Source organism: Methanosarcinales archaeon (genome assembly GCA_014859725.1).
Taxonomy (GTDB): Archaea; Halobacteriota; Methanosarcinia; order Methanosarcinales; family Methanocomedenaceae; genus Kmv04.
On record JACUTQ010000039.1, the window covers coordinates 1 to 16086 of the forward strand.

Consider the following 16086-nt stretch of genomic DNA (forward strand, 5'->3'; position numbering starts at 1 on the left):
ATGTTAAATGATCCATGCTTTTTTTCCCTAAGAAATAACATTTAATATCTTCCAGGAAAGACATTCAGGTTTTAAAGGAAAGACTTGATACCGTGGAAAAAATTGACCTGGACGAAAAAGGTGGCGATACAGTTGCCGGACGATATGCTCAAGATCGTAGGTGAGATACCCGGCTGGATAGGCTCGAGTCCCAGGTAGAGGTTCTGTAAGGGAAATAGTACAAAGGTTCTTAATATTTGATATATAAATAAATGAAGAAAATGATATAACGAGCAGGGTGTACCTATGAAATACTACTCAGAAGAGCACATGGGGAATATCAGGCTGGCCATTGAGAAAACCCTTCTCGATTGGCCGGAGACCACTACGAAAAAGATGTTGGTCACAAAGGGCATTGATATCATCGAACCCTTTATCAGGAAAAGTTACGAATCTGCACGATCATCATGAAACCCCAACCCCATTTCATCCCAATGTCCCTCCAGGAAGCACAAACCCTGGGATTTCAGGAATTTGATATCATCCTGGTGACCGGGGATGCTTATATAGACCACCCCTCGTTTGGCACTGCCATAATAAGCAGGGTGCTGTGGGATGCGGGGTACACGGTGGGAATAATAGCACAGCCTGACTGGAAGAGCGATATCGATTTTAAGAAACTTGGTAAGCCAGGGCTTTTTTTTAGTGTAACTGCAGGAAATGTGGATTCCATGGTGAACCATTATACGGCCAACCTGAAAAAACGTCACGATGATGTATATTCACCGGCAGGAGAGACAGGATTAAGGCCGAATCGTGCATCCATTGTCTATTCTGACAAACTCCATTCCATTTATCCCCAAACCCCTATCGTGCTGGGAGGTATAGAAGCCAGTCTGAGGCGGTTCGCTCATTATGATTACTGGTCAGATTCCGTGCGCCGGTCCATCCTGGCCGATGCGCCTGCAGACCTCCTGGTGTTCGGGATGGGAGAGCAGCAGGTGGTTGAGATCGCTGACCGCCTGAAAAATGGTGAAGATATTACAGACCTCACTGATATTCCAGGCACAGCTATTAAAATGGAGGTTAAGAAGTGGGCCCAGGTTTCGCGTGAGGATTTTGTGGAGATACCAGGCTTTTCAGAAGTATCCCGGGACAGCCGGAAGTATACGGAGGCTTTCAAACTCCATTATCTTCAACAGGATCCTGTCAGGGGCAGGACCGTTGTACAGCCGCATCCCAAAACAGTCATTATCCAGAATAAGCCTGCAATGCCTATAAGTGCTGAGGAATTGGATCATGTGTATGAACTGCCATTTTCCAGGGAAGCGCATCCTGAATATCAAAAACCAATACCTGCTCTAATCCCTGTTAAGTTTTCCATAACCAGCCATCGGGGATGTTTTGCATCCTGTTCTTTTTGCGCACTGACCCACCATCAGGGACGTATGGTACAGAGCCGGAGTATAGCATCTATGGTGCGCGAGGTGACCAAAATGACTCAGATGCCTGATTTCAAGGGGATCGTGCAGGATGTGGGTGGGCCTACTGCCAATATGTATGGGATGAGCTGCGCAAGGTGGAAGGTTGAGGGGGCATGTGCTGATATGATATGCACATATCCATTATGCAAGAGCCTTGATATCAATCATGAACAGCAAGTTGAACTCCTGCGCCGCCTGCGTGATATACCTGGTATCAGAAAGGTGTTCATTGGTTCAGGAATACGGTACGATCTGGTAATGGCTGATTCTTCCCGCTATCTTCCACAACTCTGTGAACATCACATTAGCGGACAGCTCAAAGTGGCACCCGAGCACATTACAAGGCGAGTGACAGATATGATGCACAAACCTTCAAAGGAAGTGTTCGAGGAATTCAATAGGAAATTCGATACAATTAATAAGGAACTGGGTGGGAAACAACACATGATACCCTATTTCATGTCCGGCCATCCAGGATGCACAGTTGAGGATATGGTGGAACTTGCAGAGTATATCAGAGACAATGACCTATACACCGAGCAGGTGCAGGATTTCACACCTACGCCAATGACAGTTTCTACGTGTATGTATTATACCGGGATCGATCCTTTCACTAAGGAGAAAGTGCATGTGGCAAAAGGGCGGGAGAAGAGGGTACAGCGTGCTCTGATGCAGTACAGGGATGAGAAGAATCACAGACTGGTGTACGAGGGACTGAAGATGGCAGAGCGGGAGGATTTGATCGGGAATGAGTGGGTGTGTCTGGTGAGGAGGAAGGGAAGACTGTAGAATGTGACTGAATTTGTGATCTAAGTAATTACAAAACATTAATAAGTTTAAATAAACATTATCCATTATGCTTGGTAAGCAACACGTTTCTATTACACTTGCAACTATTTTTCCCTTCTTGATACCTTAATTTTGTTGGGTGTCATTTTGGTTTGGCTATTTATCATTTTTACTGCAAGAACATATTATGATTTTTGGTATCAAGATATTGAGAAAATTAAGAAATTCAAAAAAGTCGCACGAAACATTGGAAAGGAACGACATTAAACAGGACAATTAATAAAAAAAAGTAAACGTGGAATAATTATCTATTCCACAAAAGGATTCTCATATTTTAAAATGGACTCAGCCACTTCAACCCTCATCAGATCAGGAGGTGGTACCTTCCCGCTCTGCAGCAAATCCCTCATCTTGGTCCCGCTGAAATTGACAATATCATCACCTGAATGTGAACAGATCTTATCATTGGCTATACTGGCGCACTTGTTGCAGTAGAAGAACGAGCGGAAGAACATGGGCTGGATGTCCAGGTCATCGAATTCATCAAAAATCTCATGGGCTGCAAAGGGGTAGTAGTAATCGCCTACACCAGCATGGTCCCGACCCACAATGAAATGGGTGCAGCCGAAATTCTTGCGCACAATGGCATGGAATATGGCCTCCCTGGGTCCTGCGTATCGCATCTCGGTCTGGAATATGGACATTGTGACCCTATCGTGGGGGAAATAATTATCCAGCAGGGCATTGTATGAGTCCAGGATCACGTCGTCCCTGAAATCCCCGCTCTTTTTCTTTCCGATCACAGGATTGATGAACAGCCCGTCAGTAAAAGTAAGGGCACTTTTTTGTACATATTCATGACCCATGTGGGGGACATTGCGGGTCTGGAACCCGACGACTGTTTTCCATCCCTTTTCCCTGAACAGGGCTCTTGTTTGTTCAGGTTTTAATGCATATTTCTTATATGGGGTATCTATCTCGTTTAGAAGATCAATGTTACCCCCTACCAACAGATCATTCATCTTATTGGTCAATGCAACTCCGGGGTGTTTCGGATCATCAGTACCGAACACATTGACAGAATGGGTTTTCTTGTCAAATTCGAATATCTCTTCCACATCTAATATGGCAACCGGGGTACCCTCATAATCCAGTACTACTTCGTCACCAGTTGTAATCTTTTTAGCATCTTCATCTGAAATATCCTGGATGATGGGAATGGTCCAGGGTAAACCGCTGGTTAATCTTTTATTCTGAAGTACATTATTATAATCTTCCTGCACCAGGAAACCTTCCAGGGGACTGAAAACTCCGCTGGCGATATTCTCGATCTCTTTGGCCCTGTCCAGACTGATGCTGATTTTTGTCATGTCCGGGACCTGTCCCAGGTACATTCCTCTAGTGTCATGATCCAGGATCCTGCGGATTAATTTTCCACCGTGTGGCTTAATCTGTGTAATATTCATGTCCTATCTCCTGAAATACTTTCCATCAATTCTGTAGCTAATATAAATTAACTTAACCTATTGATAATCAGATGTATTCGTCAGGATTATTCAAGAAATCCAGTACTATAGTGGTAAGCATTTTGGCGCCTGTTATTAAAATATCCTCATCAATATCAAATTTGCTGGAATGGTTCCCTTCTGTGATTCCTTTTTCAATGTTCGCTGTCCCCAGAAGGATAAAGACTCCAGGTATTTTTTCCAGATAATAAGCAAAATCTTCTGATCCGAAATGAGGGTCCATCTCATTATTCACAACAGGGAAGTTTTTCTTCAGAACAGTAAATGCTCGGTTTGAAAATACCGGTTCATTGACAAGGACAGGATATCCATGTAAAATATCCAGTTCATATCTGGGAAGTCCTGGAATTTCTTGTTTTGAGTAAGAGACCATTAAATTATCAAGGGTCTGTTTTAGTATCTCTTCAATGAGTTTTGTATCATCGTGATCAAAGGTTCGAAAACTTCCTGAAATTTCCACTCTGTCAGGTGTCCAGTTGGATTGTGATCCACCTTGAATTTTACCGATCCCTAAAATAAATTGCTCATCTAACAATCTTTTCCGAATTTCAGTATGAATGCATGAAATGAATTGGGAAGCAATGAAAATCGGGTCTATACAGATATCTGGCCTTACGTAATGTCCTCCTTTTCCAATGATCTTTATAGTAATGACAGTGGACGCTGCCAGCATGGGGCCTGGTTTGAACTTTATTTCACCTGATTCGACAATGCTGAAAATATGAGTTCCCACTATTGCATCTACTCCATCTAGCCCTCCGTCTTCAATTACAGCCAATGCGCCTCCCGGAGGCTGTTCTTCCCCTGGCTGGAATATTAATCTGATAGTACCCGATAAAGATTCACGATTTTGCATAAGAAGCTTTGCAGCACCTAGTACTATAGCCATATGGCCGTCATGTCCACAGGAATGCATAAAGCCGTGATGTTGTGAGATGTATTCCCTGTTTAGAGGAGTGGGTTCTTCGGTTACTTTAAGGCCATCCATGTCTGCTCTTATGGCTATGGTTCTTCCAGTATCCTTTCCCTGTATTGTTGCAACAATCCCGGTGTTTGCAATAGGTTTTCCCTCAAGACCGATCTCATGCAGGATTTCCATTATCTTTCCCCCGGTTTTAAATTCGTGAAAACTCAGTTCAGGTATCCTGTGAAATTCTCTGCGTTTTTCTATGATCCAGTCCTCTAACCGTTTTTCATCCGAATGGTATAACATATTAATTGTGTTATATTTTCTCTTTATAATTGCCACCAAATGCTATTTGTTTTTCCTTGAGTTCGAGTATTTCCAGTTCCCGTCCGAGGTCGGTGACTCATGAAAAAGACTGGCATTTGGAAATTATTCCACATTACCTGCATGCAAACCGCATTCTTTTTTGGTAGCTTCTTCCCACCACCAGCGACCTTCCCGTTCATGCTGCCCGGGATTCACAGTTTTTGTACAGGGTTCGCATCCGATACTGATATAGCCCTGTTCATGCAGTTTATTATAGGGCACGTTATTGTCCCTGATATAGTCCCAGACCTGTTGTGATGTCCAGTTGGCAATAGGATTGAACTTAACCAGGGGATGTTCAGGTGTTCCGAAAAACTCATCCTGTTGGATTACAGGTATGTATGTCCTGGTATTGGGACTCTGGTCCTTTCGCTGTCCGGTTATCCAGGCATCCAGTTGCAACAGTGCCCTTTTCAGTGGATCAACTTTACGCACCTGGCAGCATTCCTTGTGGCCGTCCCTGTAGAAAGAGAACAATCCTTTTTCCCTAACAAGTTTTTCAGTATCATCCCTGTTGGCAAAGAATATCTCTACAGGGATGTTATAGTGTTCCCGGACCTTTTCAATGAATTTATAGGTTTCCGGATGGAGACGGCCCGTATCCAGGCTGAACACCCTAATATCATCCCTGATCTTTTTCGCCATATCAACCAGAACTACATCTTCAGCACCACTGAATGAAACCGCAATATTTGGTCCGTAATTGTCCAAAGCGTATTTAAGTCTCTCCTGGGGAGTGCTATTCTCCATTTCTTTTGCAAGTTGTTCTATATCAGTCATTTATTCACCTTTTTGTATGAGCATCTTGACAAATCCATCAAATCGTTTTACTCCAATGATATGATGGCCTTCTTCTTTTGTACTGCGCGAGACATTTTTTACAGTTTCTCCTTCATCCAGTATTACTTCAAGGATCTCTCCGGCAGCCATTCCCTTAGCCCAAACTTAGTCCTGACCATGTTCATTAGGCAGACCTCACCACAGATATTGATGGATTTTGTATATTAAGTGTTTCTTTGATTTCTTTCATAATACTGCTTTTTTGAATGTTTCCAGACCTACTCGATTTAATGTATCGCCCACTCGCTCGCCTTTCCGGGCATTTTCATTATAGAATTCAATCGTCTTATCCAGTATCTCAAACAGCTCAGTTTCATTTACCAGCTCTGCAAAATTGACACCCAATTGGGGGAATCTTCCGACCTTACCGCCGATTAATAGGGTAAATCCTGTCCTGTCGATAACCCATGCATCTGTAGGGCATGATGATATACAGTCACCACAAAAGTCGCACTTTTCCCTCTCAAAGGTCACAAACCCGTCTTCTACTACAATGGCATCCTTGCGGCAGATCTCCTGGCACAGGCCGCAACCTATACAAAGGTCTTCCAGCCATTTCGGGTCCACTCCACCCATGATGCCAAAATCATTTTCCTGGGGTTTTGCACAAGAGGCAGGGCATCCGGCAATGCTGATCTTGAATTTATGTGGGACTCCCATTGCGAAGTATTTTTCGTCAAGCTTCCGGGCAATATCCTGGGGATTCACAAGCCCCCTGGGACATAAGGTATCGCCCTGGCAAGCCACAAGACCTCTTACGCGGGGACCGCATGTACCTTTATGAAGATTTACTTTTTCGAGATTATTTCTGATATTCTGAACATTATCCAGATGAACAAAAGGGATCTCAATTCCCTGTCTGGTAGTTAGATGTATATGGCCGTCCCCATATTTTTCGGCTGCATCGGCCAGGGCCCTGAGCTGGTCAGCTTCTATTCGGCCCCCTACTACTCGCAGGCGAAAAGCAAACAGGTCTTTCTGGCGCTGGCGCATGAATCCGCCGGTTGTTAGGGAATCGTAATCTATTTGTTTTTCAGACATAGTTCTTATATTTCACGTACCGTGATTAAATATATATGCTTGATGTGGTAAATGTTGCTTTCTTTTTTATTAATCGGTAATATTAGCCCTATTCTTCACTGCTTTATATGAAATGTATTATCTAATGGACTGATATTAAGTAAAGACCGATCAATAATTTATGAACAATAAAATAATGTAAGGTACCCTAAGATGTCTTTGACTGTATTAACAATAGCAGCATTCGCAGTTGCCATTTTTATGGGGATCAATATAGGTGGGAACAATGCTGCTGCTTCAATGGGTGCTGCATACGGTGCCAGGGCCAGGACCAAACGTCAGGCTGTGATATTGATTGCATTTTTTTCGCTGTTAGGTGCGATATTCAGTGGTGGAGAGGTTATAAAGACCCTGGGCCATGGGATTGTACCAGGTGATTCCATCACTGCAAATGCTGCAATAATAGCTATAGCAGCTGCGGGTCTGAGTATGTTTTTTGCAAACATGATCAGAGTTCCGATCTCAACCAGCCAGGCAGCGGTTGGCGCAGTGGGTGGTGTAGGATTGTATGTTGGTATCCTGAATACAGATGTGCTTATCACCATCGCTGCCTGGTGGGTGATAACTCCATTGTTAGCCTTTATCCTCGCTTATATTACTGGCAAATACCTTCATCCAATTATACTCATGTGGTTGGTAGACCACGAATCCGAAGTCCAGATAAGGCAGATCATCAATATCATGCTAACCATATCGGGCTGCTATGTAGCTTATTCGGCAGGTGCTAACAATGCTGCTAATGCAGTTGGGCCCCTGGTAGGTGCAGGAGTTATGACTACAGGTACAGGAGCTGTGTTAGGTGGTCTTTCAATAGGTTTGGGAGCTATGGTTCTGGGATCCAGGGTACTGGAGACCGTGGGGAAAGGGATTACAGAACTCTGCGTGGTAAGGGCAGTGTTTGTGGAATTTGTGGCAGCCATACTTGTGCATACCGCCTCTATAATGGGAATTCCTGTTTCGTTAGGCGAGATTGTCACAGCTTCCATCATAGGGATAGGATGTGCCAATCAGGGCTTGATCGCTACAAAGAATGAAACGGTCAGGCGCATCATCGTCATGTGGTTTGTATCACCAATTTTGGCAGGTACATTAACATTTTTTGCCCTGATGGTCTTTGGATAAGTGAAAATCAAAAAACAAAACAAAATCGACTACATGATCTTCAGTAACTAACACTTTTGTTCCATTCCCCCATCAAAAATACCAATTTGAACTTCAAATCAGAAAAATGAAGGCTTGATTATACAATATTTTGTCATATCACAAGATTTCAAGGAACTAAAAAGCAGATACGGTATTGATACATTGAAATCTTGAAAATGCACCTCGGTATACTCACTTGAGATGGGCAAGGATATTTGCTGAAAAGTCACATATACTACTCTGGGATGCTGTTCTCGATTATGCAAACCAGCCATTATATCTGATAGCGAGGTTCTAACAATATTTTATATTTGTCCGGAAAGATTATTTGGATTTATATCCCTGAGTGGAAGATTATTATATCAGTTTAATATGTTTTTTATGGCAAACCATGGAATAGGTATCATAATGGTAATTGAAATATTGGTGGAAAATTCATGCACTGGGTGTGGTCTATGTAAAAAATTATGCCCAAAAGGTCCAAGGGTATGGGAAAGGCGATCCAGACAAAATGATGCATGGATATATTTCGCAAAAGACCCTGATTCATGTCTCTTTTGTATGAAATGTGTGGGGGCGTGTCCTGTCAATGCGATTATTGTAACCAATAAAAACATTGAAGTATTATAGTTGAATTCTAAACATCTTGAACTAATTCTTTACGGCCTTTGCGATGTATTACAAAGTACGCAAAGTGGTCATATGATTTGTAATAAATATTTAGTTATTGACTATAATATTCAATTTCAAAATATTTTTTTTTAAATTTTTTTAGTACCAACCACAATCTATATCTAATAATGATGATATATATAGATATAGAGAGTAAACCGGGGTTTATAACCACTGCAAAATAAAGATTGGCAAGTTATAAAGACCAGATGTTGAAAATTAAGCAGAAGGTAGAACTTCTGTGCCTTCAAGACACTTGGAAAAGACAAAGGTCTTCCCCGGGCTCATATCTATTTTTTTTTTGGTTCAATTTGATTCCTAATTCTATTGTTTTACGATTAATGCACAACCATATAAAAGTTTATGTTAAAAAAGAATAATATAACCATTATTTTAGAATATAGATTTTAAAATGGAAAAGTGGACCAGATGACAAAAGAACCTGCCAATTTGCTTGAAGATGAAGGTTTTAGTTTTTTAACATGTATGCAATGTGGTACCTGTACCGGAAGCTGTCCATCAGGCCGGTATACCAGCCTGAACACCAGGAGGATCGTACTGTCGGCCAGACGTAACAAGGATGTATATCATGACGATGACTTGTGGATGTGTACTACCTGTTATCAGTGCCAGGAGCGCTGCCCAAGGGGTATAAAGATCGTGGACGGCATATTAACATTACGGGCAGAATCAGTGCATCTTGGAGTCATGCTTCCTGCACACCGAAAAGTGGCCGAGCTTGTCATGGACAAGGGTCATGCTGTCCCGATAAATGATGCGAATAGAGCGAATAGAAAAGCGCTGGGAATGGATGAATTGCCGGAAACAGTTCATAAATATCCTCAAGCTCTGGACCATGTGAAGAAATTGATAAAAGCGACTGGTTTTGATAAACTGATCGAAGAAGCGGGTGAGCAGGAATGAAACCAGTTTCATTGTTCCTGGGATGTATTATACCGAACCGGTATCCCGGAATCGAAAAAGCTACCAAGATCGTGCTGGATGAACTGGGTGTGGATTGGGCAGACCTCAAAGGTGCATCCTGCTGTCCTGCACCCGGGGTGTTCAGGTCCTTTGATAAAGTTACATGGCTTACCCTGGCTGCCAGGAATATTGTGCTGTCAGAGCAGATGAACAGGGATGTATTGACCATCTGCAATGGGTGTTTTGGCTCATTGTCTGATGCCAACCATGAATTAAAAAATGATCATAGCCTGGTGAAAAAGATCAACAAGAACCTGGCAGAAGTAAATATGGAATACAGCGGTACATCTGATGTCAGGCATATCATCGAGTTCTTTTACAAGGACATAGGGGTCGGGAAGATCAAAGAGGCTGTCACCCATCCCCTTGATATTAAAGCTGCACTTCATTATGGATGTCACCTGATCAAGCCTTCCAGGGAACGGGACCTGGGTACTGTAGAGAACCCAGTGTTCTTTGATGAACTGCTTGAGGCTACAGGGGCTAAGAGCGTGGAATATGAGGATAAGATGGCATGCTGCGGTGCAGGCGGGGGAGTCCGTTCAGCATTATTGGATAAGTCGCTTGAGATGAGCAATGCAAAACTATTGCATATGGCCCAGGCCGGAGTGGACTGTATTATTAATGCCTGTCCGTTCTGCCATTTACAGTTAGATTTCGGGCAGGTTGAAATCAAAGATAAGTTCGGACATGAATACAACATCCCAGTGCTGCACTACTCGCAATTACTGGCTATCGCTATGGGACATTCACCAGAATCAGTGGGTTTGGACCTTAATTTCATTAAAAAAGAAGAATTCATGGATAAACTGGGTGGTTAGTAATGACTGATAATAAGATCGGTGTGTACCTGTGCAGATGCGGAGGCAATATCTCTGATGTGGTTGATGTTGAAGCAGTTGTTGAGGCTGTAAAGGATATGGACGATGTTGAGTCGGTCAATCTCCAGGACTACCTTTGCAGCAGTGCTGGTCAGGGTTCCATTGAACAGGATATTAAGGAGGGAAAAGTGAACCGTGTAGTTATCGGATCATGTTCCCCTAAACTTCATTTAGAGACCTTCAGAGCTATGGCACAAAAGGCTGGTATTAATCCCCAGATGCTGGAGATCACAAATCTGCGGGAGCAGGATTCATGGGTACATCCTGATGAACCTGAAGAAGCTACCCAGAAAGCTGCGGGGTTGATCAAAGGTGCTGTTTCCAGGATGGCAGCACTGGAACCCATGGAACCTATTGAAAAGAAGCTTGTGGACAGGGTTGTGGTGGTCGGCGGCGGTATTGCAGGTATCACAGCGGCTCTGGAGCTGGCAGATGATCACGAAGTTGTACTGGTTGAGAAGGAACCATTTATCGGAGGCCACATGATCGGGCTGTCCAAGACATTTCCTACTTATGATTGCTCCCAGTGTACGCTGACCCCTAAGATGGTCGCCATACACAATCATCCCAATATCACTATGTATACCCAGACCGAAGTGGAAAACGTGGAAGGGAGTTCAGGTGACTATACAATCACATTGGAACGAAATCCAAGGTATGTAGATGTGGAAACATGCACTTCATGCGGCAGGTGTGCCGCTAAATGTCCTGAAGATGCTATTAGTCTACCCTTTGCCCAGGCTATTCCCCAGGCTTACATTATCGATATGGAGAAATGCATACAATGCAAACGATGCCTTAAAGAGTGTCCGTTGGACGCTATTGACCTGGAAATTGAGACTGAAAAAGTTGAAGTGAACGCAGGTTCTGTGGTGATAGCTACCGGTTTTAAGCTATTCGACATTTCACGTATAGAGGAATACAATACCGACCACCCTGATATCATCACTGCAAAAGAGTTCGAGGAGATGCTCTCTGCCAGGAGCAACACTGGAATGCGGCTGCAAAAATCGGATGGTACCATGCCAGATAAGGTGGCCTTTGTGCTGTGTGTGGGCAGCCGGGATTTTGAGAAGTACAACAAGCACTGTAGCCGGGTATGCTGCCTGTATTCTATGAAGCAGGCGCATCTTGTGAAGAAGATGAACAAGGACGCTGAAGCGACGATATTCTATATTGATATGCGGGCTGCAGGACGGCGGTTCGAGGAATTTTATTACAGCACCCAGCAGGATGGCGTGGAATTTATTAGGGGCCGGATCGCCCAGATCACACCTGTTGACGGCGGCCTGAGAGTGCGGTATGAGGATACACTGCTGAACACCAAGGAAGAGGATGAATTCGATATGGTAGTGCTGTGCCCGTCCCTGGAGGCGGCTGAAGGTTCCCGGGAACTGGCCAGGAAGTTGAATATCGCTATCGGAGATGACGGGTTCATTGAAGAGAAACATGTGAAGATCGATCCCGTGAGTTCCTTAAACCAGGCGGTGTATATGGCAGGCTGCTCGATAGGTCCGAAAGACATTCATGATTCAGTTACCGACGGCATAAGTGCCGCCCATAAAACCCATCAGTTCCTGGGCAAGGGGAAGATCAGCATCTCTCCCGAGAAACCGGTGATCAATGATATGTGCAACGAGTGCGGCATATGTGTTGAGGAGTGCCCATACGATGCGCTGTACGGCACAGACAGACCGATATTGGAAGCGCTGGCATGCACGGGATGCGGTATATGTGCTGCCATGTGTCCTGAAAAAGCCATTGATATACAGAATTATACCAGGGATCAGCTTAAATCCCAGATAAAAGGTATGCTGGAAGCAGGTCCTGGGATTGTAGTATTTATTGACCTTGCGGCCTATGCGGCGGCAGATCTTGCAGGAGTGAACCGCAATAAATATTCTTCAAAGATACGGTTCGTGCAGGTGCCTTCCATACATATTCTGGATGAAGATATTGTGAATTTTGCCTTTAAGGAGGGTGCAGGTGGGGTGATGCTTGTTGAGGGGACCACTGATGAGAGGTTGGTTGAGCGATCGAAAGCTCTGTACGGGATGCTCAAGAAGGAGACCAGGGTACACAAGAAGCCGATAAGGTATTCCCATGTGGAAACTGCGCAGTATGAGAAGATGGGGAATCTGTTTAACGTGTTTGCCGAGCAAGTGAAGGAATGAAATTGTTCGAATCTAAAATTTATAAAAGATGACGAGATATCGGTAATAATGGATAGAAAATATTCTAAAAAGTATTGTGGACCGATAGTGCCAGCTGAAGAATGAATGGGGGCTGTGGTAATTAAATAACGTTGGAATTATATTCCAAGCGTTGTCCCCCACATGCAACACCCACCCGGGCTTATTAGAGATAATTACTGACAATTTCTTAGTAAATCATCTGTTCAGGTTAAGCCTCAGGAAATCAAGGGTCTTGTTCCAGGCATCAATGGCCTGCTCTTCCCGGAAAGCCTGGGTGTTTGTGGGATTTGCGAAAGCATGACCTGCTCCTTCATAGACATAGATATCAGCACTTGTCCCCTGTTCTTTAAGGATTCTCTCAAACTCCCGGACATCTTCCACCGGAATACTTGCATCCTCAGCTCCGAATATCCCAAGCACCGGTTCCTGCAATTCAGCAAGATCAGCCTCATCGGTTGAGATGCGGCCGTAGTATATCACTACCGCTTTGAGGTCTTCATTGATACTCAACTGGAATGATTGACCACCCCCGTAACACCAACCCAGTGAGGCAATCCTATCCCGGTCTACGTTGGGCAGGTCCTGAAGATATTGCATGGCTGCCTGCATACGTGGAAGTGTTTCATTATTCGGATTTTCCCTCAGGTTAGCCTGTGCCCCTTCAATGGTGGTGGCCACATTTCCTTCAAAAAGGTCCACAGCCAGTACCACATATCCTTCCCGGGCCAGGATGTCAGCCATGCTTTTAACCTGATCATTTAATCCCCACCACTCATGTATTATCACAATACCGGGATAATTCCCCTCGGTGACCGGTTGTGCCAGGAAACCTGAAACAAAAGCACCATCTTGATCCATCCGGACTGTACTTGTTGAGATCTCAAAATCTGACCATGTGTCAAATACATCTGCAAGCCCCCTATAGCTCATATCCGGTTCTCCTGCCTGTTCATGCCCAGTTGCTGCCATTAGTTCAGGTATTGGTGTTTCTGCCGGAACGAGTTCTTTTTCTCCGGCACAACCGGAAAATAGCAATGACAATAAAATGAAAAATATGCCAATAAAATATGTGAAATTCTTATTCATAAGTACCCCAATAATTCAATAATTGATCATCCCATTTATAAGTTTGCCAGCCACCAAACCACAGGAGCAGGTGGATCAGATCGAGAGGAACTTTGTGAAGACGAGAACATTGCTGCCCTATCGGGCAGCTATTACCTTATTCCTTTGAATAAATTAAGTATTCAACGATCAATAGAAATGCCGGAAATACAATATTCAACAAAATTTGAGTATCTAATCCGATTACTTCAACTGATCATATTCAATGATCTGAAAACCAGAAAAATTATTGTTCCTAATGAAATACTCTGGAGAATCCCGAAAATCCAGAATGTTTTTTCGTTTCCCATTTGTGATAACCTCTCATCCGTATTTGGGTTCTTTTGTTACTTATTTTTTTTGACTCTCTTAAAATTGAGTGGGTAATGTAATCATTTCGGTATATCTGCTTCAGTCTCGCCCTGCCTCAATACTACTGGAAAGAATAACTGCCATAATGGTGTCCAGCGAAGCGGCGACACCTTTATGAGCAGTCGATTTTAATCTTTCAGGCAGGGGGACACGTTTTTTTATGATCAAATATCCGATATCGCTATCCTGTCATAGCATCATTTCTCGGCTTACCTGTCTTGATAATCGCGTAAACCAAACCGACAATCATGCTTATGGCTAATATTGACAAGGGGTATAAATTGAAGCCAAAACCCTCCCCTATGCTATGATATTCAAAAATTGTGAAAATACTATTCGTGGGTCCAATTGTCAAAGATTCCACTCCTAAAATATTCAGAGGTATTGGCGCTATACCCATTAGACATCCCACCGCAAAGAAACAGAGTATGAATACTTTAGAAAATCTTGAAACAAATCCTGTTGTAGAGATATTCAATGGTTTATCAGTTTCTTTGCCATAAATTATCATCCCGGTTTTTCGATCTTCCAACAATATATGTTTTGGATATCTCAGTACGTTCCGTATCATCCACACATCTCCCACTGCTCCTGAAGCATTTATTACAAAAGGTATGAACATCCAGTGCGCAATCGATGGGAAAGCAGCCATGATTCCGATTACGACCAGGGAGATCATAACCAACGGCGTAATAGCGATCACTATGAACTGGTTGCGTGAAAAAATGGTTTTTGAGGTGGCGTAGAAATATGGAAGAATGAAATGTGCAATACCGGCACCATAACTCGGCTTGCCACCATATTTTGACATAAATGCGCCATGTATGAGTTCGTGCAGTACAATTGTACCGATGAAGAGAGCTAATGAAATAAGAATTGTGCCGCTCGTGAAATTAAAGACAGTGTTCCCGATCAATACTGTATACAGTGACGTGAAAAAAAATCCAAACGCAAAAAATGCTAATATCCCCATACCATTTAGTGTAAGTACAACTTCTTTTGACATTTCCAATTTTCCAAGTTCTTTAAATTCTTCATGGTTGAATGATTGTTGTTCTTTCATGTTACTACCACAAGAGCAGTCGAAGTCAGATCAGGACGGGCACCCGACCAAAGTGAAGACAAAGGGGAGGCAGAAGAGCCGAGAAAAATCCCATCTCTTTTCAGCCAATTCTACAATGATCCTGACTTATTCAGAGAATTTGATACAAAGAACGATTCTGTTAACTGTTCCGTCTCGACAATAACTGATTTCAAACCTGACCCAATAGCGAGCACATCGTCTGTTTCTTGTTGAGGCACGTTAAATTTATTGAGTGTGGCGGTTAGATTATTCACACCAACTTGCCAGTCACTTTCCGTTATGCCAAGACCAACATGAGCAGTTCTCATATCCCTACCTATGTATTTTGTTGGTCCACCAGTAACTTGACACAACATTTCGACTATTAATTGGTGCAATCTCTTTTTCGAATTCGTACCATGACCCACATAGAATCGTCCAACCTGTTTATCGCTGAACATACGCCCCATGAAATCCTCGACCACTGCTGCAATTGCATCATATCCTCCAAGCCCTTCATATAGATCATTTTGCATTATAATCCTCCTTATCCTTTCAATATTTTAATAACAATATGCCAGGGCATATAATTTTCCTTTATGAGATGCGCTTGTTTTAGCAGGCGCTTTTCGATTACCACTGATTCAATCGAAAAGCGCCTGCCACCCCCCACACCATAAGACCGGGCGAAGCAGATCAAG

General features: G+C 43.3%; 15 protein-coding genes. 7 read left to right on the plus strand and 8 right to left on the minus strand.

What is annotated here, in order from left to right; all coding sequences use genetic code 11:
• Nucleotides 1-285 precede the first annotated feature (285 nt).
• A complete protein-coding gene (locus IBX40_04995; GenBank protein MBE0523675.1) occupies nt 286-450 on the plus strand; it encodes a hypothetical protein in 165 nt (54 codons plus the stop codon).
• Nucleotides 447-2252, plus strand: coding sequence for a YgiQ family radical SAM protein (locus tag IBX40_05000; GenBank protein ID MBE0523676.1), 1806 nt, complete (start codon nt 447-449; stop codon nt 2250-2252). Before IBX40_04995 ends, IBX40_05000 begins: the two co-directional genes overlap by 4 nt.
• A 308-nt stretch (nt 2253-2560) precedes the next feature.
• Here the strand turns inward: IBX40_05000 and sat are convergent, their stop codons facing one another.
• The 5 genes from sat to IBX40_05025 form a co-directional block, all read right to left on the minus strand.
• The gene (gene sat, locus IBX40_05005) at nt 2561-3718 is read right to left on the minus strand and encodes a sulfate adenylyltransferase (protein ID MBE0523677.1); all 1158 of its coding nucleotides are present in this window, start codon (nt 3716-3718) and stop codon (nt 2561-2563) included.
• 67 nt (nt 3719-3785) lie between these two features.
• Entirely contained in the window at nt 3786-4991 is a 1206-nt protein-coding gene (locus IBX40_05010) for an amidohydrolase (protein MBE0523678.1), read from the minus strand.
• Between the two features lie 123 nt (nt 4992-5114).
• Nucleotides 5115-5831, minus strand: a complete 717-nt coding sequence (locus IBX40_05015; protein MBE0523679.1) for a phosphoadenylyl-sulfate reductase — start codon at nt 5829-5831, stop codon at nt 5115-5117.
• Nucleotides 5832-5981, minus strand: coding sequence for a sulfurtransferase TusA family protein (locus IBX40_05020; GenBank protein MBE0523680.1), 150 nt, complete (start codon nt 5979-5981; stop codon nt 5832-5834).
• 96 nt (nt 5982-6077) lie between these two features.
• Entirely contained in the window at nt 6078-6932 is an 855-nt protein-coding gene (locus tag IBX40_05025) for a 4Fe-4S binding protein (GenBank protein MBE0523681.1), read from the minus strand.
• Nucleotides 6933-7124: 192 nt separating this feature from the next.
• Between IBX40_05025 and IBX40_05030 the strand changes: the two genes are divergently transcribed.
• From IBX40_05030 to IBX40_05050, 5 genes are all read left to right on the plus strand, one after another.
• Nucleotides 7125-8093: an inorganic phosphate transporter gene (locus IBX40_05030; protein ID MBE0523682.1), complete on the plus strand. Its 969-nt coding sequence runs from the start codon at nt 7125-7127 to the stop codon at nt 8091-8093.
• Nucleotides 8094-8495: 402 nt separating this feature from the next.
• Complete coding sequence (locus IBX40_05035) at nt 8496-8744, plus strand: 4Fe-4S binding protein (protein ID MBE0523683.1); 249 nt, start codon at nt 8496-8498, stop codon at nt 8742-8744.
• Nucleotides 8745-9215: 471 nt separating this feature from the next.
• Entirely contained in the window at nt 9216-9710 is a 495-nt protein-coding gene (gene hdrC, locus IBX40_05040; protein ID MBE0523684.1) for a CoB--CoM heterodisulfide reductase subunit C, read from the plus strand.
• On the plus strand, nt 9707-10591 hold the full coding sequence (hdrB, locus tag IBX40_05045; protein ID MBE0523685.1) for a CoB--CoM heterodisulfide reductase subunit B: 885 nt from the start codon (nt 9707-9709) through the stop codon (nt 10589-10591). The genes hdrC and hdrB overlap by 4 nt, the downstream gene beginning before the upstream one ends.
• Before the next feature lie 2 nt (nt 10592-10593).
• Nucleotides 10594-12825: an FAD-dependent oxidoreductase gene (locus IBX40_05050; protein ID MBE0523686.1), complete on the plus strand. Its 2232-nt coding sequence runs from the start codon at nt 10594-10596 to the stop codon at nt 12823-12825.
• 216 nt (nt 12826-13041) lie between these two features.
• On the opposite strand, the gene IBX40_05055 is transcribed toward IBX40_05050, so the two are convergent.
• The 3 genes from IBX40_05055 to IBX40_05065 all read right to left on the minus strand — a co-directional run bounded on the left by IBX40_05055 (nt 13042) and on the right by IBX40_05065 (nt 15921).
• Entirely contained in the window at nt 13042-13932 is an 891-nt protein-coding gene (locus IBX40_05055) for a dienelactone hydrolase family protein (GenBank protein MBE0523687.1), read from the minus strand.
• A 571-nt stretch (nt 13933-14503) separates the two neighbouring features.
• Complete coding sequence (locus IBX40_05060; GenBank protein ID MBE0523688.1) at nt 14504-15385, minus strand: DUF3267 domain-containing protein; 882 nt, start codon at nt 15383-15385, stop codon at nt 14504-14506.
• Between the two features lie 110 nt (nt 15386-15495).
• Complete coding sequence (locus tag IBX40_05065) at nt 15496-15921, minus strand: group 1 truncated hemoglobin (protein MBE0523689.1); 426 nt, start codon at nt 15919-15921, stop codon at nt 15496-15498.
• Nucleotides 15922-16086: the final 165 nt, after the last annotated feature.